Annotated in this window: 16 protein-coding genes and 1 tRNA gene; 6 read left to right on the forward strand and 11 right to left on the reverse strand. The window is 62.0% G+C overall.

Features of this window, described 5'->3' with window-relative positions; genetic code table 11:
* Positions 1–159: 159 nt before the first annotated feature.
* Positions 160–2058 carry a molecular chaperone HtpG gene (gene htpG / locus AB3147_RS25070; protein WP_367353276.1) on the reverse strand — a complete coding sequence of 633 codons (1899 nt, stop codon included), beginning with the start codon at positions 2056–2058 and terminating at the stop codon, positions 160–162.
* 208 nt (positions 2059–2266) lie between these two features.
* Here htpG and AB3147_RS25075 point away from each other — a divergent pair, with 208 nt between their 5' ends.
* Positions 2267–3658 carry a uracil-xanthine permease family protein gene (locus tag AB3147_RS25075; RefSeq protein WP_105240768.1) on the forward strand — a complete coding sequence of 464 codons (1392 nt, stop codon included), beginning with the start codon at positions 2267–2269 and terminating at the stop codon, positions 3656–3658.
* Between the two features lie 155 nt (positions 3659–3813).
* Positions 3814–3898: transfer RNA gene (locus AB3147_RS25080), tRNA-Leu, on the forward strand.
* Positions 3899–4012: 114 nt separating this feature from the next.
* Here the strand turns inward: AB3147_RS25080 and AB3147_RS25085 are convergent.
* The 3 genes from AB3147_RS25085 to AB3147_RS25095 all read right to left on the reverse strand — a co-directional run bounded on the left by AB3147_RS25085 (position 4013) and on the right by AB3147_RS25095 (position 7913).
* On the reverse strand, positions 4013–4882 hold the full coding sequence (locus AB3147_RS25085) for a hypothetical protein (RefSeq protein WP_367353277.1): 870 nt from the start codon (positions 4880–4882) through the stop codon (positions 4013–4015).
* 285 nt (positions 4883–5167) lie between these two features.
* Positions 5168–6799, reverse strand: coding sequence for a hypothetical protein (locus tag AB3147_RS25090; protein WP_218342778.1), 1632 nt, complete (start codon positions 6797–6799; stop codon positions 5168–5170).
* A gap of 13 nt (positions 6800–6812) precedes the next feature.
* On the reverse strand, positions 6813–7913 hold the full coding sequence (locus AB3147_RS25095) for a chemotaxis protein (RefSeq protein WP_218342777.1): 1101 nt from the start codon (positions 7911–7913) through the stop codon (positions 6813–6815).
* A 241-nt stretch (positions 7914–8154) separates the two neighbouring features.
* Here AB3147_RS25095 and AB3147_RS25100 point away from each other — a divergent pair, with 241 nt between their 5' ends.
* A complete protein-coding gene (locus AB3147_RS25100) occupies positions 8155–9207 on the forward strand; it encodes a helix-turn-helix transcriptional regulator (protein WP_367353278.1) in 1053 nt (350 codons plus the stop codon).
* Here AB3147_RS25100 and AB3147_RS25105 read toward each other — a convergent pair.
* Positions 9204–9950, reverse strand: coding sequence for a hypothetical protein (locus tag AB3147_RS25105; protein WP_367353279.1), 747 nt, complete (start codon positions 9948–9950; stop codon positions 9204–9206). The genes AB3147_RS25100 and AB3147_RS25105 overlap by 4 nt on opposite strands.
* Positions 9951–10167: 217 nt before the next feature.
* On the opposite strand from AB3147_RS25105, the gene AB3147_RS25110 reads away from it, so the two are divergent.
* From AB3147_RS25110 to AB3147_RS25120, 3 genes are all read left to right on the forward strand, one after another.
* On the forward strand, positions 10168–12330 hold the full coding sequence (locus tag AB3147_RS25110) for a LamG-like jellyroll fold domain-containing protein (protein ID WP_367353280.1): 2163 nt from the start codon (positions 10168–10170) through the stop codon (positions 12328–12330).
* Between the two features lie 471 nt (positions 12331–12801).
* Positions 12802–13557: a hypothetical protein gene (locus AB3147_RS25115; protein ID WP_367353281.1), complete on the forward strand. Its 756-nt coding sequence runs from the start codon at positions 12802–12804 to the stop codon at positions 13555–13557.
* 151 nt (positions 13558–13708) lie between these two features.
* Positions 13709–14338 (forward strand): HAD family hydrolase, encoded by a 630-nt coding sequence (locus AB3147_RS25120; RefSeq protein WP_367353282.1) that lies wholly within the window; start codon positions 13709–13711, stop codon positions 14336–14338.
* Positions 14339–14368: 30 nt separating this feature from the next.
* On the opposite strand, the gene AB3147_RS25125 is transcribed toward AB3147_RS25120, so the two are convergent.
* The 6 genes from AB3147_RS25125 to AB3147_RS25150 form a co-directional block, all read right to left on the reverse strand.
* Positions 14369–14581 carry a hypothetical protein gene (locus AB3147_RS25125; protein WP_175122292.1) on the reverse strand — a complete coding sequence of 71 codons (213 nt, stop codon included), beginning with the start codon at positions 14579–14581 and terminating at the stop codon, positions 14369–14371.
* Positions 14578–15747: a PepSY-associated TM helix domain-containing protein gene (locus AB3147_RS25130; protein ID WP_175184788.1), complete on the reverse strand. Its 1170-nt coding sequence runs from the start codon at positions 15745–15747 to the stop codon at positions 14578–14580. Before AB3147_RS25130 ends, AB3147_RS25125 begins: the two co-directional genes overlap by 4 nt.
* A gap of 10 nt (positions 15748–15757) precedes the next feature.
* Complete coding sequence (locus AB3147_RS25135) at positions 15758–17953, reverse strand: TonB-dependent receptor (RefSeq protein ID WP_367353283.1); 2196 nt, start codon at positions 17951–17953, stop codon at positions 15758–15760.
* A gap of 187 nt (positions 17954–18140) precedes the next feature.
* Positions 18141–18830, reverse strand: coding sequence for a 4-carboxy-4-hydroxy-2-oxoadipate aldolase/oxaloacetate decarboxylase (locus AB3147_RS25140; RefSeq protein WP_367353284.1), 690 nt, complete (start codon positions 18828–18830; stop codon positions 18141–18143).
* Positions 18827–19546 (reverse strand): PIG-L deacetylase family protein, encoded by a 720-nt coding sequence (locus AB3147_RS25145; protein WP_367353285.1) that lies wholly within the window; start codon positions 19544–19546, stop codon positions 18827–18829. Before AB3147_RS25145 ends, AB3147_RS25140 begins: the two co-directional genes overlap by 4 nt.
* A gap of 66 nt (positions 19547–19612) precedes the next feature.
* Positions 19613–20617, reverse strand: coding sequence for a Bug family tripartite tricarboxylate transporter substrate binding protein (locus AB3147_RS25150; RefSeq protein WP_367353286.1), 1005 nt, complete (start codon positions 20615–20617; stop codon positions 19613–19615).
* Positions 20618–20696 lie beyond the last annotated feature (79 nt).

The raw sequence follows: 20696 nt of genomic DNA on the forward strand, positions 1-20696 counted from the left end.
CATTTTCACGACATTCGAGCTCGAAACTTACCGAGCGGTAATCCTCAAGATCAAATCAGACGTCTTCCGAAGGCGCGGCCGCTTCGCGCCCCGCCCGTGGGACCCAAAAACAAAAAGGGCGTCCTTTCGGACGCCCTCTCTGTTGAACCACCCAGCCGCTTACTTCAGCAGCAGCGCATTCAACCGCTTCACAAACGCCGCCGGGTCCGCAATCTGCGCGCCCTCAGCCAGCAGCGCCTGATCCAGCAGCAGACGCGCCCACTGATCGAACTCGCCATCTTCGGCCGCACGAATACGCGCCAGCAGCGGATGCTCGGGATTGATCTCCAGCACCGGCTTCACGTTCGGCGCTTCCTGGCCGGCGGCCTTCAGCATGCGCAACAGGTGCGGGCTGAGTTCGTTCTGGCCCACCACCACGCACGCCGGCGAATCCACTAGGCGCAGCGTCACGCGCACTTCCTTGACCTGCTCTTCCAGCGTCTTTTGCAGACGCTCGACCAACGGCTTGAAGTCCTCGGCCACTTCGGCCTGGTGCTTCTTTTCTTCCTCGTCGGCCAGTTCCGCCAGATCGAGGCCACCCTTGGCCACCGACACCAGCGACTTGCCGTCGAATTCGCGCAGGTACGACAGCATCCACTCGTCAACGCGATCCGACAGCAGCAGGACTTCGATGCCCTTCTTGCGGAAGATTTCCAGATGCGGGCTGTTGCTGGCCGCGGCGAAGGTGTCCGCCGTAACGTAGTAGATCTTGTCCTGGCCTTCCTTCATGCGCGACACGTAGTCGGCAAACGACACCGTCTGCGCCTGATCACCGGAATTCGTCGACGCAAAACGCATCAGCTTGGCGATGCGCTCAAGATTGGTCGAGTCCTCGCCCGCACCTTCCTTCAACACCTGGCCAAACTCCGACCAGAACGTCGCGTAGTCTTCCGGCTTGTTCTCGGCCAGGTCTTCCAGCAGCGACAGGATGCGCTTGGCCGAACCCTCGCGAATGGCGCGCACGTCGCGGCTTTCCTGCAGGATTTCGCGCGACACGTTCAACGGCAGGTCCGCCGAATCGATCACGCCGCGCACAAAGCGCAGGTACGACGGCAGAAGCTGATCGGCGTCGTCCATGATGAAGACACGCTTCACGTACAGCTTCACGCCATGGCGGCCGTCGCGGTCCCACATGTCCATGGGCGCGTGCTTGGGAACGTACAGCAGTTGCGTGTACTCGCTGCGGCCTTCGACGCGGTTGTGCGTCCAGGCCAGCGGATCGTCGTAGTCGTGCGAGACCGTCTTGTAGAACTCGCGGTACTGCTCTTCCGTCACTTCGGACTTGTTGCGGGCCCACAGGGCGTTCGCCTGGTTCACCGTTTCCAGTTCGTCGGTCTTGACCTGCTCGCCCTTTTCCTGATCCCACTCTTCCTTGGCCATGCGGATCGGCAGCGAGATGTGGTCGGAGTAGCGACGCAGGATCTCGCGCAATTTCCAGCCGTTCAGGAGTTCGTCTTCGTCAGCGCGCAGGTGCAGCGTCACGTCCGTGCCGCGGCTGGCCTTTTCAGCGGCGGCAATCGTGAACTCGCCCTGGCCGTCGGATTCCCACTGGATCGCGTCCGAGGAACCGGCGCGGCGGCTGACCACCGTCACCTTGTCAGCCACGATGAACGACGAATAAAAGCCCACGCCGAACTGGCCGATGAGCTGCGCGTCCTTCTGCTTGTCGCCGGTCAGCTGCGAGAAAAACTCGCGCGTGCCCGAGCGGGCGATCGTGCCCAGGTTGGCCACCGCTTCTTCGCGCGACAGGCCGATGCCGTTGTCGGAGATCGTGATGGTGCGGGCGGCCTTGTCGTAGCTGACCGTGATGGCCAGTTCGCCGTTGCCTTCCAGCAATTCCGGCTGGTCGATGGCTTCGAAGCGCAGCTTGTCGCAGGCGTCCGACGCGTTCGACACCAGCTCGCGCAGGAAGATTTCCTTGTTGCTGTACAGCGAATGGATCATCAGATGAAGCAGTTGCTTCACCTCGGCCTGGAACCCCAGGGTTTCGGACGCGGAATTCGTGGCGGTTTGGCTCATGGTTCTACGTGGCTCGGAAAATAAATTAGGGACAAATATCCGGCGGCTGGGGCGATGCGCCCGCGCGGCCGCCCGGAAACCCTACTGATGTGGGGGCCAATGGGAACTTTTCAAGACCAGGGTGGCGGAGAAGCAACCTGACAGGCGGCTGTCCCCGGTAAAATCCCGCACTTTTCTCACCTACCCCTCCCCGGCCGGCCCTCCCGCCATGCAACCCGCCTCCCTGACCCAACCCGCCCCCCACGGCACGTCCGATGACGCCGACACCAGCCACGACCTGGTCTACGGCCCCGACGACCGCCCCGCGCCTCCCGTCGCCTTCGTCGCCGCCCTGCAGCACCTGCTGGCCATCCTGGTCCCCATCGTCACCCCCGGCCTGCTCATCTGCCAGGCCCTGGGCGTCAGCAGCCGCGACACCACCCTCATCGTCTCTATGTCGCTGGTGATCTCCGGCATCGCCACCTACGTGCAGTGCAAGCGCTTCGGGCCGCTCGGCGCGGGTCTGCTCATCGTGCAGGGCACGAGCTTCAACTTCGTCGGCCCGCTGATCGCCGGCGGCTCAGTCATGGTCAAGCAAGGCACGCCGGTCGAAGCCGTCATGGCCGCCATCTTCGGCGTCGTCATCGCCGGGTCCTTTGTCGAGATGGGCATCAGCCGCATCCTGCCCTTCGTCAAACGCCTCATCACCCCGCTCGTCACCGGCATCGTCGTGCTGCTGATCGGCCTGACGCTCATCAAGGTGGGCCTCATCAGCATGGGCGGCGGCTTCGGCGCGATGGCCAACGGCACCTTCGCCAGCGCCGAGAACCTGACCCTATCCGGCCTCGTCCTGGGCACCATCATCCTGTTGAACCGCGTGCCGGTGGTGTGGATTCGCAGCACTGCGCTGGTGCTGGCGCTGGCCGTCGGCTACATCGCCGCCGCCTACATGGGCCGTCTGGATTTCACCGGCGCCCGCGAAGCCGCCGTCTTCCAGGTTCCGGTGCCGCTCCACTTTGGCCTGGGGTTCTCTTGGGCCTTGTTCGTGCCGATGCTGATCATTTATCTGGTCACGTCCCTGGAAGCGATTGGCGACGTCACTGCCACCAGCAAGGTGTCGAAGCAGCCGGTTGAAGGTCCGCTCTGGATGCAGCGCATCAAGGGCGGCGTGCTGGTCAACGGCGCGAACTCGCTGCTGGCTGGCGTGTTCAATACGTTTCCCAGCTCGGTATTTGCGCAGAACAATGGCGTCATCCAGCTGACCGGCATCGCCAGCCGCCACGTCGGCGTGTGGATTGCGGGGATGCTGATTCTGTTGGGCCTGTTCCCGGTTGTGGCCGGTGTCCTGCAAGCCGTTCCGGAGCCCGTTCTGGGTGGTGCAGCCATGGTGATGTTCGGCGCGGTGGCCGCGTCTGGGATCAACATCCTGGCGGGCATCCAACTGGACCGCCGCGCGCTGCTCATCATCGCCGTCTCTTTGGCGCTGGGCCTGGGCGTGTCGCAAGTGCCGGAAATCCTGTCGCACCTGCCGCACTCGGTGAAGAGTGTGCTGGAATCGGGCGTCGCCACCGGCGGGATTTGCGCACTGGTGATGAACTGGTTCTTGCCTGAGAAGAAGTGAGGTTTGTGGGGGTGGGGTCGGGGTTTAGCAGCCCCAGCCTGCCCCTTGGACGGCAGGCTCGCCTAGCCGTCGCCTGACAAGATGAGAAAGACCGCATATAATCGCGGTCTTCGCATCTCCCGCAGCCGTCACCTGGACGCGCTCGCGACCCCCTAGCCCGGGTGGTGAAATTGGTAGACGCAGGGGACTCAAAATCCCCCGCCGCAAGGCGTGCCGGTTCGATTCCGGCCCCGGGCACCATGGCCTTTCTACTAAGGCCGATAGCCAACGATTCGCTAAGCGCACGGCGGCGCCTCCTACGCCCCGACATGGCTTGCCGAAATTCAGACCGGCATTAAGAGAACGCTGCCGCCGTCAACAGTCGCGCATCGCGGGCGCTAAGTCCGCACCCATCATGAACAACGCCGCCTCGACTTGCCGAGGTGACCATTTCTCCTGCCCGGCGCCTGCATTCGCCCGCGTAAGCGCATCGCTGATGATCCAGTTTGCCCGGAGGTTCCAGGTTGCGTGTCGCTGATGCGCCAGCAATGGGCCAGACGCGGCGAAGTAAGGAAAAAGGGTTTCATCGGGAGAGCGCATCTTCACCTTGCTCTTGGTCGTGTTTGCCCGCATGCAGGCAAAACGCAAGTGCGCGGGGACGGCGGCATTCTGGTGGCGACTCCAACGCAGCACCAACCACGCCAACGCGCCAGCTACACGGCTGTCGTAGATGACGAACTGCGGAAGTGCAAGGGAGTGTATTTTGGTCGTGCCCGCGTTGGAGCGCAGATCGACAATGCCCAAATGCGCTATCCCGCTAGTGTCCGACAGCGCTCGCAGCACGGGCCGCAAGTACGCCGAAAAGCTCGCACGCTTGCTATCGAGCCAAGGCCCGTTACCACGCTTGGTGTACACCCCGCCCCAACGCATGATTGCAGCAGCCCAGTTCGCAAGTTCCGTCTCGTCCACCTGGGCAGCGTCCAGGCACCGACGCAGGCCAATTTCCAACTGAAGCAGGACTGCGGCATTGGCCGCAAAGCTGCCGTGCGCGGCGATGCTGAGGAGCCCCCTAGGCGTAGGGATGTCAATCCGCTTATTAGGCCACCTGTAACGCTCCAGCGCGGAACGCAAACTACGGTCTATGCCCTGCTCATGCCGAAAATCGAGCGGAAGTTTTTCGGTAATAAGATCGGCGAACCATTTCGAAAAAGGTGCTGATTGAGTGAGGAAATCAGCTTTATTCATGGGTTGCCGTCACCCTTATTGACTGGAGCTCCTGACGTTGCAACGCCGTACATACGCCTTGATTCAGTTCCACAAATTCATTCCATGACATTTGCTGAGCATAATGAAGCGCATACTGGCGGTCGACACGGCAAATGTCTGGGCGATCGTCATAGATGCCGCAAGCATTTCGATCGGCAATGAAATGGCGACACGTGCCGTCGCCCCGGTCCAGATGCTGGGTCTGGGGCGAGCGGTCCACCAACTGGCAGCACCGCCCGCATTGCGAACAGGGGAAGGTCGACGTCACTTCGCCAACGACGTGAGCCAACTGCGCGTACTGTCGGCATTACCCATTTCATAAGGCAGGGAGATTCCCTGTTGCTGAATTTCCCTTGCGATGACCACGCCACGCGAAGACTCGCTCTGGGCTTGGCTGAGGTCAATCGAAAAGTCTTCCAGTTCGTCCACGTCGATATTCAATTCGACGCGTTCGATCTCGCTCAGATATTCATCAAGCTGTGCGTTCAGCGCTTCGAACTGCCGCAGGGTCAGCGCATGGCTACTGCGATCCAGCAACGCCCACACGCGCTCCATCATCCGGCTATGCAGCAGGACATGATGCAGGCCTATCGTCAGAATCCCCGTCGTCAGAGCGCTGACAAAGGCCGCCAGCTCGCTGCCAAAGGGAAACGTCATTACTGGAACCAGCTGGGCGTAAATCAGTCCGCCCACTGCCGTCGCCACCCCAGCCGACAAGGCGGCGAGCACAGCTTTGGTCAGGTCAACGCTGGAAAGGCCATCGGGATTGAAAGCCAGCAGCTTCAATGCCGAAACCATCTGGCCCCACATTTCGCGGATGACCTTGATTGCGCTCTTGCCCGTGGTGGCCAGGATGTTGAATGCCGTGGTCGTTACGCTGCCCAGAACACCTGCGAAGACGCCGTCCTTGAAGGCCATGAGGAAGTCTTTGAAGCGTTCCTGCACCCGCGTCCATATCCCCTTAAGGAGCAGTTCAGCTTCTTGCAGGAACGTCCCTAATGCGAAGTTGGCGCGCAGCTTTTCCATCATCGCTGGCAATGCCGAGCGCAATTCGAACCAGATCTCGGCAGCCACAAGGCCCAACATCTGCCGCGTGCCCATTTGGATGCCCGCAGTGCCAGAGGCCAAGGCGGTAGCACCCCAGAACTTGCTGCTGGTGTAGTACTTCTTGTTGACGGTGCCGTCGTACTGTTTCCTAGCCTTCGCGTCCTTTTCCCGCATGGCATCGGGGTCGACAGACTCCAGTGCTTCCAGCCGCGTCTCCGACTTTTTCAGCTTGGCTTCCTGCATTTCTGCACGGTGGCGTTGCTGGGGCGTATCGCGCGGCAAAGCAGCCAATGCATCTCGGTCGGCTTGCACCGCGGCCTTCTGCTGGACGATTTTCTCGGGCAAGCCCGCCAAAAAATCATCGACCGAAGATGCCTGCTTGCTCCGGTTGATACTTCGGTGCGTGGAAACGAGGTTGGACTCATGGTTGGCCAGCTCGATGCCGTCAAGACCGGCAAGCACGCGCCCTGCGTCATCATGGACGGCCTTGGCCGCAATCACGTGATCCAGATCCCGAATACCGTTCTGTGGCGACATCGTGGCCGAGGTGTAGCCGTCTCGAAGCTGGCCGTCCTGCTGTAACGCGGCGTCGGCCTTTCCCTTGCGAATGAACTCCGGATCCTTGTGATAGGCCGCTTTAACGGCTGAGTAGCCACCGCGCTCATCGAATTTCTTCTGTTCCGCCTCGGTCGCCCAGACTCCCTTGCGGACATTCTGAACAGTATCGACCTTGCCGCCGGTCTTGTCCTCAAACAGCAGAAAATCCAGACCGAAGCTTGTGGCCAAGCTTCGGACGACGGTTTTCTCCAACTCTTGCACCCACGGATACTGAATTGCAATCGTTTGCATGTGCTGGTCCGTGTCAGCTGTGCGCAAAGCGCGCGGCGTCTTGTTTGGCGGTATCGAGAACGTCGTCGAGCTTGTCGCCGTTCAGGATCATGGAGCCATCCTTATCCTTGGCCATTTGCGGCAGACCGTTATCGTCCACTGCGACGCCCCCGCCGACTTCCTTCAGCTTGAACAACGGAGTCGTGATGACTCTGGTCAGAATGGCGGCAAGCGCATAACCATTTTCAATAATTTGAATGACCGATGTACCCAGTTTGTCCAACTCCGCGGCGACATCAACGTTACGGCCTTTCAAGTCATCGACTAGCGTGCTGACGTCTTTCAAATCGTCGAAATAGCGGTGGAACTCTCGGTAGATACGCGAGAGGCTGCGCTTGATACGGCGCGCATAATCTTCGGTATCGCCTAGGAACTCTTCGGCTTTAATGAGTTTCCTGATGGCGGCTTGAGCTTCTTCGGCGGCTCTACGTGCGTTTTTCAACGCTTCTTCGCCGTGGTTGTCGTAGGCCCAGCCGGCGATGGCGAGGATGGGAGCGGCGACGGCCGCGCCCAGGATGGCTGTGCCGCCGGCCATCCCAAGTCCGCCAGCTGCCAACGAACCACCACCAATGGCTGCCAGCGTGGCATTGGTGGCAGCGGCGCCGGCCAGCGCAGAAATGGCGGTGCCGGTGGACGCGGCGCCCAGAGCCATGACGCCGCCATATACGGCAAAGCCCGCCGCCGCGCCAGCAGCGCCCGCCCCGGCAATGCTGCCCAGCACCCCCATGGCGGAATAGGTGTAGTTTTCGATCTTTTGAAGTTCGCGCTTCGGAAACTTGATTTCCAGCTTGTCCTGGGAATTGGCGTTCAAATCCTTGATCAGCGAATCAGCCAAGGTTTTAAACTCGCCAAAGCTTTCACCGATTTGCAGTTCCAGGTTGCCCAGCTCCGTCAATGCGGTTTCAGTTTTCTTCTCCTGTGCATCGAACACGGTTCGCCGCTTGTCATAGGCCGCAGTTGCGTCCTTGACAATCTCGTCCGCTTCGGAGTGCTTTTGATAACCGTCGTAGCCTTTTTTTGCGCCATAACTGGCAGCTACCAGAGCCGCTGCACCGATGATCAAGGGAAGGGGCATTGCGTGTGACCTTTCTGCTGAGTGAATAAATGCGGTGGAGTTGCCGGCGCCTTATTACCAACTGGCTGATCCAGCAAGAAGCGATGAAGCGGGATAAAGCAGGCTCAAAACCCCCGCACCCGAGATAACCGTCGAAAGAACGTGTTACAAGAAGTATATCAGGTTATTATAAAAAGAAACCATCTATGACGTTGATATGACAGTAAATGGTCGGCTTCGGCCAAAGCCACACGACACGGGTATGACCGCCCTGCACTGGGACGTTTTGGATTTAATCCATCGCGTTGGAGACTGGGTATCGTCGCGCTCGCTTTTTGACTGGCTAAGGCCTCGTTATGGGTATTCCGCGTCGACGTCCAAAGCGATGCAACGAGCGCTGCAAAGGCTGCTGGATCAAGGCGTTATTGAACGCCGGGGCCAAGCCAGTGCACGCAGTTGGCGCGTCATCCCGGGCAAGATGCCTGCCAAGGCGGAGGTCAAAAGTGTGGAACTGGCCGTTGCCCTCTTGCAGTTGGAACACTTCGCTTCCAACCAATTGCCGGCCGATGCGCTGAAAGCGCTGAGGGAGCATTGCGATCGAAGCCGTGAACTTCTGGCAAGCCACCCCACCTATCCACGGTTCTTGCAGGGCCGGGCCTGGCTGGGCAAGGCAGCGATCATTGACTCGGGCTTTCCGCTGCTGCCACCAGCCCAAGACCCGCAAATCATGCACGCGTTGACGGACGCGCTTTATCGCAACACACGTCTGTTCCTGAGTTACCGGAACGGCGCTTTGTCCACCGACGCTCCAGTCAGTTATCACGTGTCTCCTTTGGCTTTGGTCGAGCGCGGCAGCGTTTTGTATTTCGTTTCGTGCCGCCGATCCCGCCGTACAGGCCGGTTCGTGCGCTATCTGCACCGAGTCGACAGGATTTCCACCGCCGAATCCACGAGTGAGCCTGCGGACAACGACGAGGACTTTGATCTGGATCGTTTCTTGCAATACGAACATGCGCTGCTGTTTTTCCCGGAAGCGCCGCAAAAGGTCACCCTTAGGGTTCGCGAACGCGAATTTCGCAGCCGTTTGCGTGATTACCGGTTGTCCGAGGACCAAGTCATTAAAGAAAAGCGCGACGGCTTTGAGTTGGTGGCGACAGTCCGCCCCTCGCTGACGTTTAAGCAATTCGTGCTTAGCCTGGCGCCCGATGTCATGCTGATCAAACCCGCGCATTTGCGTAAGGAAATTCATGGAGTGCTTGTGGCGAGCGCATCGGTTTATCTGGCCGGCGATTTCGGACCAACATCCTCCGTCTAACCCGTGACTACCGGCCAGGGATAGCCCACCAGCGCATCGGCGCGCATCGTGCCGTCCAGCGTCATAGGCGCGACCACAGCGATGTCCAGATCATGCATGCCCGCTTCAATCCTCGTCCGATCAAAGGCATGACGAGAGACGCCCGCCGCAACGAGAGCGGTCGGGTGGGCAATTGAAGACGCGGAGACCTGACGCATCAGGGAAGGGAAATCAGCGGCAGCATGGTCCGTCGCCATGACCGCCAGCAGGTTGGCGCTCAACATAGGACGCACGCCTGCCCACCCTGACAGGTCGCGGTAACCGTTCTCGGCGTTCCACCCCGTTGCGGCGAGGGCTCGCGCCAAAGTCTGTAGCGCGTTCACCCACGCCTGACCGGTCGACGCGACCCAGACACCAAGCCGTTGGCTGGGAAGCTCGCTGAACTTGCCACGACACAACGCGAGCGCGGGTGTGCCGGCCTCGCCCGCTTGCCTCATGGCTTCAACAGGGCCATACGTGTTCCAGACAGCATGGCCCGTTGCGCCTGCAAGGGTAGAGATGTCGACCAAATGCACCACTAGCGCCTCCGAGTCGAGGGCAACCCCGGCGCGCCAGTCTATTTGGGGTAGCTGCTGGTTCAGCGTCGCGGCCACCTCGCTCGCTTCCTTGGCGGAAATGCCCCACCCTTCCAGGTGAATGACCGCTTTGTGAGGGGCCTTGAATGCGGCTTGAGGAACAAGTTGATTTGCAGACGATTGGGACACGAACAAACTCCATGCAGACTTGAGAAACTTCAGTCTGGACGGCGCTCTGGACATTCCGTGTCCAGACACGAAAATTAAAAAATCGGCCCCAACTCGTATGGCGTGGTGAACCAGCGCAATTCAAGCAGACAGACGCGCTGCTCGCGCCACCACCAACATTCATCATCCCGTCATCCGCCCTACCTAAGCTTCCCGCTTTTTCTGAAGGGCAGCACAGATGGCGAACGACAAGCACGACGGCAAACTTGAGGTTGCCAATAAACTCGCGGCACTGCCGACCGATGCGGATCCGCGTCGTCGCAGCCTGCTAAAGGCCGGCTTTGGCGCCACGCTGCTGCCCGTAGGCGGATCGCTGCTGCTGTCTGCCTGCTCCAGCGACGACGATGACGACGACATCACGTCGCCCGACACGCCTGGCACGCAACCGCAACCGCAGCCCCAACCCGAGCCGCAACCCCAACCCCAACCCGTCAACATTTCCAGCTTCGCAGTAGCAGTACTGCCGGACACGCAGTTCTATTCGCGCTACGCAACCGACGCCGAAAACCAGCAATTCATGCGCAAGTACGGCAGCGAGCCGTTCAAGGCGCAGACGCAGTGGGTGGCCGATCATTCCAAAACACTCGGCATCCCGTTCCTGATTCACTTGGGCGACGTCGTCGATCAACAGAGCAAGCCCGACCAGTGGAAAGTGGCCGATGCCGCCATGGCGATTCTGGAAGACGCCAAGGTCCCGTACTCGATTCTGGCCGGCAACCACGACGTGATCCTGGACCGCGACTACGTCGACGCCAGCAGCCAGGCCAGCGCCACGGACGCGCAGCGCAATCTGGCTAACGAGCCCTATTTGAAAACCTTCAGTGCCGATCGCGCCAAGAACCAGGCCACGTTTGGCGGCCGCGATCCTAGCGGCTTCCACGAATATCACGTGTTCGAAGCCGAGGGCCAGAAGTTCATGGTGCTGTCGCTGTCGTGGCGCATCTCCGATGACGCGTTGAACTGGGCCAACCAGGTCATTCGCGCGAACCCGACACTGCCGGTGATCCTGGTCAACCACCAGTTGCTGAACATCGACAAGGACGGCGTCACGCCGCTGGAAGTGCCCTACGGGCTGATGCTGTGGGACAAGCTGATCCGCGACAACGATCAGATCTTCATGACGCTGAACGGCCACTATCACGGCGCCGCGCATCTGACCAAGACCAATGCGTTTGGCAACGCGGTCGAGGAAATGGTGGTGGATTATCAGATGGCCTATCAGGGCGGCAACGGCCTGATGCGTCTGTACGAATTCGACCTCAGCAACAACGAGATCCGGGTGCTGTCGTTCTCGCCATGGGTGCCGCAGAAGCCGAAGAACACGCTCAACACGTTTGACCAGGCCATTCTGACCGGCGCGAACGAGCAGTTCACCATCAAGATGGATTTTGCGAAGCGCTTTGGCGGCTTCAATAAGGAATTCAAGGCGGCTACGCCGTCGCACACTGCGCTGATCGACCAGGCGCGCGCGTTGATTTTGGCGAACTACACGGATCCCGTCGCCGCCGAGCAGAAGCCCGCCGCCGATCCGGATGATTATCCGCAGGTGCAAGGCACGCTGGCGCACTGGCGCTTCTTTGGCGGCACCAACGGACAGCCGGTTCCGGTGGGCGAAGTGATCGCGGACCGCGCGGGTCTGAATCCGATGCGGCGCGCGCCGCTGAATATCGACGGCGTGGCCGGTGCGCAGGTGGGCGATGTGGTCTGGTCCGACGATCACCATTACCTGTCGGCCGCGCCCGGCTCGGTGCGCTTCCTGAACACCGACAAGAACACGGCTCGTATGAGCTACTTCACGACGGATGCCGCGGCCATCATCAACGGTGAAACCGCGACCGACGGCTACACGGTGGAAGCCTTCATCAAGATCGACCGGGACTGGGTCGCGTCCAAGCACGCGTGGATGAACATCATGACGCGCGACGGCAAGCGCGGTGATCTGGCGGGCTTTTCGGGCGGAGACCCCGAATCCCCGCCGCTGCTGTTTGCGGTGTCGAGCCTGCGCGAGATCCAGTGGGAAGTGGTGCCGGACGACGCCGGAACGCGTAGTCCCAAGGCAAACTGGTCTGGCGAGATCATCCCCGACAAGTGGATGCACGTCGCCGTGGTGAACGATGACACCACGCACGAAACCATCCTGTACGTGGAAGGCGCGCCGGTTCTGCGCAACACCTCGGGCGCTCGCGGCCTGGCGACGTTGGCGGCCAACATGCCGTGGATCGTCGGTGCCGGTTCGTGGGATGGCGCGCGGGCCGATGGCTTCTTTGGCAGCGTCGGCGAGATCCGTATCGTCGGTCAGGCGCTACAGCCGATCGACTGGCTGACCGCGCGTCGGCGTTGATAGGCGCACGCGCCGCGGCCGGCCTTTGCCGCGGCGCGTGAGCGAGTGAGCGAGTGAGCGAGTGAGCGAGTGAGCGAGTGAGCGAGTGAGCGAGTGAGCGCGTGAGCGAGTGAGCGCGTTAGATATCGACGTCGGTTCGTTTATGCTCATGATCACTCTTGCCTTGATCATTTTGTTCGCGCAGAGAAAAGCGAGTAATCCAGGCGCAAGACAGGCGTGCCGGTTCGATTCCGGCCGCCGGGCACCAGACACCTGTCTGGACTGATATCCAAGTAGTACCTCAAACCCGCACCAGCTCGCGCTCTGCGGGTTTTTGCCGTCTGGGATAATCCCGGACCTCAACCCGTCAGATCCGTCAGGAGCGCGACTCAGCTCTTCCAGACCGGTATCGAAACAATGATCATGTCCATCAACTCCCCGCTCGTGACCATCGCGTGCGGGATTTAACAGCATTTGAACAACTAAAAACCTATGCCTCTGATGACCTGGATTCACCGCTTTTGGCCGGCGCGCTGCAGCTGGCTTGCCGCATTGGCCCTCTGCGTCTACCTGCCCGCAAATGCCGCGCAGGCAACGCCGTCAGCCGCCATCCAGCCGCCGGCCCTCGTGTGGGGCGCCGTCCCGAGCGCGGATCTCTACCTGCTGGTGGCCAGTCCGCGTCTCAGCAAGCCCGAGCTGCAACAACTGGTGGCCGACAGGGTCGGTCGTGGGATTGGCGATAACCACACCATCACCCAGATCTGGAGCAATACGCCGGAACCCATCCAGCTGTGGCTGTCGATCGATCCTGCCAGGCTTAAGGAAGCCAAGCTGTCCACGGATCAGGCATTGGAGGCGCTGGCCGCCAAACTGGATACTTCCGCCCAGCCCGCCCAGGGAATCCGCCCGCCCCCTGCGTGGATCTACTCCGGCGCGACACGTGAGAAGTTGGAAGCCTGGAGCGATGCGCCCCCACGGTTGGCGGACGGCACCATCATCAACCCATCGGAATGGACGACAGTGGCATACCGGCAAGCGCCGGAATCCTGGGAAAGCTGGAACAAGGTTGGGGTAAGCCTTGCGGTGTCAGCAGAGTCGCGCCTCGATTCGTTGGACAGCATCGTCAGCGAACGCCTGAAAGCGCTGGCGTCTCACCTGCCTGATGACGTGTCGGTAATGATCCTGCCGGCGGGCCCCCGCTTGAACGAAGCCGACGGCATATTCGTCACGGTCGCTCGCGACGAGTAGCCCCGCACCCGGTGCTCCTGCCTCCCAGCTCATCCGAAGACCAAGAGATCCAGCAAGCCGCCGGAAGTTTTGCCGCTAGAATCCGTCGCAGACAGGTTGGACATCACGGTCCGGCCAATCACCGGAAAGCCTCATTGGCGCAGGAGGTTCAATGGCAATCAAGGCCGTGGCATTCGACGTATTCGGAACCTTGGTCCACATCGAACGGCCGACCCGACCGTTCCGCAAGCTGGTCCGGCTGCTGCATGAAGCGGGTCGTCCGCGCCAGCGCGACGACGGGGTCCGCGCGATGAGCAATCCGATCGACCTGCGACAGGCCGCCAGCCTGTTTGGCGGAGTGGTCAGCGATGCAGATCTGAACGCGCTTGAAGCCGAACTGCGTGAAGAGATTCAGTCCATCTCGCTTTTCGCGGATGCCACGCCGACGTTGCTTGCATTGCGGGAACGCGGCATCAAGGTCGCGCTCTGCTCCAACCTGGCGGCGCCGTATGGCCCGCCGGTGCTGGACTTGCTGCCTGTCCGGCCGGACTTCTGCGCGTGGTCGTACGAAGCCGGCGCCGTGAAGCCGCAAGCCGAGATCTACCAATACCTTTGTGATGGCATTGCGTGCCGGCCCGATGAAGTGCTGATGATCGGCGACACCATCGAGGCCGACATGATTGGGCCACGAAAATTCGGCATTCACGGCTATCACCTTGACCGGCACACAGCCACGTCAAAGTCAGCGGACTCCGTTCAATCGCTGAGCGACGTGCTTACGCTGATGGCCGCGCGCCGCTGACGAGCTGCCGGCGGCGAGATGAAGGAGACTTCACCCGCCCCGCCTCCGCCACGCCCACCACACCGCCCCGATCGGCGCAAAGATCGCCAACCACGACACGCCATCCCACACCCCATCGCCCAGCAGCGCCGACACCAGTCCCACCACCGACGCCACGCCCAGCCAGATGGGCGCGCGGAACACCTCGCCAGCCGACTGCAGGTGTTCGGTGCGCGCGCCGCGCGCTTCGCTCGTCCTGTTCATTGCGCAGCCTCCTGACGGTCGCTTTGGCGCAGCGCATTGGCGGCTTCGGCAGCATCATCGGTTAAGGGCTTGGCAGCCGTCGCAGCCTTGGGCTTGCGCAGCCACAAGTACAACCCGCTACCCAGCACCACGATCGCAAACAGATCCAACACCGCCCAGAGGATCTTCAACGGCAAGCCGCCGTAATCCCCAAAATGCAGCGGCTGCGACAGGAACAAGGTCTTCACGTACCACGGCATTTCGCGCGTGTCGGTCAGTTCCCCATTCGTCGCGTCCACCAGCGCCGGCTTGAGCAGGCGCGAAGTCACGGGCGTATTGCCCTTCATGAAGAACGTGTAATGGTGCGGGCTGGAGAACATCGTCCCGGGAAACGCCACCAGGCTCACCGCCATGTCCGGCACCGCGGCACGCGCAGTGCGGATGGAGTCTTCCAGGTGTGCGGGTTGCGTAACCGGCGGCAGGCCGCGAAATGGCGCGGTCATTTCCGCCATCTGGTCCATCTGCCATAGGCTCAACACGACGCGATTCAAGGTGTTGATGCTGCCCGTGATGCCAACGACCAGCAGCCAGACGACGGTGACGATGCCCAGCAGGTTGTGCCAGTCCAGCCATTTGACACGGGTGCTGCGCTGGGTGCGCAGCGCGCCGAACTTCAGACGTCGCATGAAGGGGTAATACAGCACCACCCCGGACACGATGGCGACCACCATCAAGAGGCCCATTGCGCCCAGAAACAGCATGCCCGGCAGGCCGGCGAACATATCCGTATGCAGCTTGAGCATGACGTACATAAAGCCTTCGTCGGTGGCCGGCTCGTCCAGGACCTTGGCCGTGCGCGAATCGATGACGACCGCGTTGTTCTCCTCGGGCGGGGCATCGACGGCGCTGGCCATCGAAACATACGTAATGTCGGGATGCTCGTCCTGGTCCCAGAACATGTAGCGGATGACTTCGCCAGGGCGGCGTTCCAGCGCGGTCTGGGCGATCTGGTCCATGCTGGCGTTGGGCGTGCCGGCGGGCATGGGCGGCGCTTCGACCACGCCTGACAGGTGCTCGATCTCTTCGTGAAAGATCAGGGGCAGCCCGGTCAGACACAGCAGCAGCATGAAGACCGTGCAGATCAGACTGCTCCACTTGTGTATCCAGGACCAGGCTTGCGTGGACATATCTGCCTCCTTAGAAGGCGATGCTGGTCGAGAGCGTGTAGGTGCGCGGCGAGCCTACGAACAGATAACCGGCGGTGGCCGTGCCCCAGTAATTCCGGTTGAACAGGTTCTCGACGTTGAAGCGGAAGGTGACGGGTGTGCCGCTGATCTTAGTTTCGTAGCGGGCGCCGGCGTCAACGCGGGTCCAGCTTGGCACCGACAGGCTGTTGTCGGCGTTGGCATACGTTCTGTCGGTGTAGATGACGCGGCCCAACAGCGTCAAGCCCGGGACGAGGGGGGTATCCCACTCGGCGCCCAGGTTGAATTGCCAGTCGGGCACACCGATGGCCTTGTTGCCCTGCAGATCGGGCGTGGTGGCCTTGTTGATGACGGCGTCGATATAGCTGATGCCGCCCAACAGACGCACGCCCTTGGTGACTTCACCGGCAAAGCTGGCTTCCACGCCGCGGTTGCGCTGTTCGCCAAACTCGCCGAAGGTGTTGCCAGAGATGCCGGAGCTGGGCCGCGTCAGCTCAAACAGGGCGACAGTGGCCAGCATGTTGTCGTTCAGGTTGTACTTGACGCCGATTTCCTTCTGCTTGGACTTGAACGGCGACAGCGTCTCGCCCGGGTTGGTGATGGCCGCGCTGGTCGGCGCGGTGTCGCCCTGGGACAGGCCTTCGACGTAGCTGGCATAGACCGACAGGTCCGGCCGTACCTTGAAGACGACGCCGGCCAGCGGCGTGGTCGCGCTCTTGTCGTAGCGCGGGCCGCTGGGCTCGCCGTTGGTGAAGTTGTAGTTCTGGCCCTGCACGTTCTGGCGGCGCACGCCAAGCGTCAACTGCAGGCGATCGTCCATGAAGCCCAGGGTGTCGGCCAGCGCGTAGCTGGTCAGCTTGACGCTCTGGTAGCGGTTCAGGGGATTGCTGACGCCGGAGATGGACGGCGTGTCGAAGGTGTTGCCGGCGTAGATGTTGGAATTGCCGGGCGGGAAACCGGTGTTGAAGCCCAGGTCGGAGTCCTGGTCCAGCAGCGTGTAGCTGAAGGCGACCTTGTGGCTCACGGGACCGGTCTTGAAATTGCTGCGCAGGCCGGCTTCGGTGGACTTGCTGTCCACCGTCATCCGCTGCCAGCCGCCGAAAAATGAGTAATCGCCCTGCGAATTCTGCAGCACGGGGTTGGCGGCAAAGGCGTCCCAGTCCAGTTTGCGCTGGCCGTAGCCCGCGTAGGCGGTCAGGTAGTCCGTGATGTCGTATTCGATCTTGAAGACGCCAGCGGTGTTGCGGCCATCGCTCCAGCCCAGGCCGGGATACGGATTCTTGTTGCTGGGCGCCTCGGGAATCGAGGTCAGGTCGTCGCCAAGCTGGAACTGGCGCACGACGTTGTCGATGCGTTCCTTCTGCCAGATCAGGTCCAGGGACGACCGCAGTCTTTCACCGCGATAGTCCAGTGCAACCGAGCCCAGCGCTTCGCGCGTGGATTGGTCCTTGATGGGCGTGTCGCCGTCGCGCAGCATCCCGTTCACACGAATGCCGAACGCGTTGCCTTCGCCGAAGCGGCGGCCGACGTCGGCATGCACGCCAAAGACGGAGTCCGACATGACCGAGCCCGTGAGCCGGGTGATGGGCTCATCGGTCGCGCGCTTGGGCACAAGGTTGACCACGCCACCCACGCTGCCGCCCGGCGTCATGCCGAATAGCGCCGCGGAAGGGCCCTTGATGATTTCCACGCGTTCCAGGGTTTCGACCGGTGCGCGCCAATACGGCGTCAGCCCGAACATGCCGTTGAACGCGAAGTCCGCAGTCGGCACATTGAAGCCGCGGATGGTCAGGTCTTCGTTGATGTTGGACCGCGCGCTGCTCATGCGCACGGACGGATCCATGGTGGCGACGTCGGCCACGGAACGCGCCTGCTCGTTCTCGATGGTCTGGGCGGTATAGCTGGTGACGCTGAACGGCGTGTCCATGACGGACGTGTTACCCAGGATGCCCATGCGGGCGCCGCCGCCGATCAGGCCGCCGGCGATGGGCGCAGGCGCCTCGCCCAGGGCGATCGGGGCACTGGTCACGGTGACGGCGGGCAGGACGGTGATCGCGGCGGGAGCCGGGGCCTGCGTCTGCGCGGAAACCGACGCGGCATAGAGCGCGGCGCTGCCCGCCAATGCCTGCTTCACTGCCAGGGCGACGCCCTTCTGCCTGCCTTGACGGCCTTTCGATGCTTTACCCACAGCCCCACCCCATGCAATCTATTATGTAAAACGCGCATGATAAGCATTCTTATTCGATATCGCTATGGGGTTTATCTTGATGTGGCGTCGGCGCATCAGTCGTGGCATCGGCGCCGGCGGCCTCGGAAATCATCCAGATGGCCTCATCCATCGCTTGAGGGTCGTCTCAAGTTTGTGCGCAGGCGCTTCACGCCCCGGGATTGCGGTCCATGTACACCAGCCCCGCCGCGGCCAGCTTCTCCCGCATGCCATAGATATCCAGCCCCAGTTCCCCCGCGGCCAACCGCTTGCGTTTGGCCGTCTCGTTGACCAGCCGCGCATCGCAGGCGTCGGCAACCTGCGCCGCACGTTCGCGCGGCACGATACACACACCGTCGTCGTCGGCAATGACGACATCTCCGGGCTGCACGAGCGCTCCTGCGCACACGACCGGCATGTTCACCGACCCGGGCGTCGCCTTGACCGTGCCCTTGGCCGAGACACACTTGGACCACACGGGAAACTGCATGTCCTTCAGCGCCGCGACATCACGGCAGCCCGCGTCGATGACAAGCCCCTGTACGCCGCGTGCGCGCATCGAGGTGGCAAGCAGTTCTCCGAACATGCCGTCCTCGCTCGACGACGCGCAGGCCACGACGACGATATCGCCCGGCCGGCAGAGTTCGATCGCAACGTGCAGCATCCAGTTGTCGCCCGGCTGCGCCAACACCGTCACGGCGCTACCTGCGATGGATGCGCCTGCGTACACGGGCCGCAGGTAGGGTTGCAGCAGGCCGGTGCGATGCTGCGCCTCGTGTGCGGTGGCCACGCCTGCCGACGCCAGGCGTGCGATGACCCTGCTGTCGCCGCGGTCGATGTTCCTGACGGCGATGCTCATGCAAGCTCCCCGGTGACTTGCGGGAACACGCGCTGATAGCCTTCGGCGTACTTGATCTTCAGGTTCGAGTTGCGCGATGCCTGCACGCCGCGCTGCAAGGCGACGCGGGTGTAGTACTCCCACAGGTGCTCCTGCGCGGCCATGGTTTCGAAGGCGCGGCGCTTCTGCTCCCAGACTTCGGAGATATCGAGCAGCACTTCGGGCTTCCACTCGCACTGCTCGGGCTGGTGCGGCTCGAACAGAAATACGGGCGGCGCGCCAAGCACCGCCTGCTCTGGATGGTGCCCGTGCGCCTGCGCGATCACGCGGGCTTCCTGAGCGACGTGCGTGGCCAGCGGATGGTCGAAGTTGTAGGGGTCTTTCTGCGAATGCGTCAGCACGAATTCCGGCTGCAGTTCGCGATACACATCCACCAGTTCAAACAGCGCCTCGTCCGAGACGCGCAGCGGATAGTCGCCGCAGTCCATGAACCGGATGTCCGCGCCCAGGATGTCGGCCGCCAGACGCGCTTCGTCGCGGCGGTCGGCCTTGACGCGTTCCAGCGTCATGCCCGGCTGCTTCCACAGCTTGGCGGATTCGCCGCGTTCGCCGAACGACAGGCAGACCACGGTCATTTTCCAGCCGCGTTTGGCGTACAGGGCGATGGCGCCGCCCGCGCGCCACACGAAGTCCGCGGAGTGCGCGCTGACCACCAGCCCGTTCTTTTGCCGTTCCATTTCAGTTCCTCTATGCATGGTTGCCGGCCGGACCCGCGCTGCGGACCCGTACCGGCGCGAGCGCGGTCAATCAGCCTTGATGCCCGCGTCCTTGATGACCTTGGTCCACTTGGTGGTTTCCGCCGCGACGAACTGGCCAAACTGCTTGTCCGTGCCAGGCGTGACAACCGCGCCCATTTCGCCGAAGCGCTGCTTCACGGCGGGGTCCTTCAATGCGGATTGCAGCGCGGCATTCAGCTTTGCCGTGACCTCGGGCGGCAAATCCTTGGGGCCGATCAGGCCCCACCACACCGTGGCCATCGCGCCCGGCAGGCCTTGCGACACCACCGTGGGCACCTCGGGCAGCATGCTTGCCGGCTCGTCGTCCAGCACGGCCAACGCGCGCAGTTTGCCCGCCTTGACGTGCGAGACGACTTCCAGCGGGTTGATGGACATGAAGGAAATCCGCTGCCCCAACAGGTCGGTGACCGCGGGCGAGCCGCCTTTGTACGGCACATGCAGCGCCTTCATGCCGCTCTCGCGCTTGAGCAGTTCGCTGGCCAGATGGCCGGAGCTGCCGTTGCCGGCCGACGCGTAGGTCAGCTTGTCGGGATGTGCGCGGCCATAGTCCGTCAGGTCCTTCAAGGTCTTGAACGACGACTCGACCGGCACTACCACGGCCAGCGGCGCATAACCGATGGCGCCCACGGGGGTGAAGTCGTGCGCGGGATCGAAGGTCAGCTTGGAGAACAGCGCACCGTTGGCGGCCAGCGTATTCGACGCGGTCAGCAGCGTATAGCCGTCCGCCGGGGCGCGCGCCACGGTGTCCATGCCGATATTGGTGGCCGCGCCAGGTTTGTTTTCGACGATGATCGTCTGCTTCAGCGCATCTCCCATTTTCTGGCTGACCAGGCGGGTGACGATGTCCACGCCACCGCCGGCGGCATACGGCACCACGATACGGATCGGCTTGTCGGGGAAATTGGCCTGCGCGGCAGCCGGCAGCGGCGCCAGCATGGCGGCGATCAGTGCGCCCACGCCTGCGGCGCCGGCAAACGTGCGGCGGGACCGGGAGGGCTGAAAAGCCTTCATGGTTGTCTCCTGTGTCGTTATACGTGTTGGTATGACCGAATGATGCGCGGCGTACACTCATACCGTCCAATACCGTTTT

It is taken from the genome of Achromobacter animicus (genome assembly GCF_040775605.1).
GTDB classification, from domain to species: domain Bacteria; phylum Pseudomonadota; class Gammaproteobacteria; order Burkholderiales; family Burkholderiaceae_B; genus Achromobacter; species Achromobacter animicus.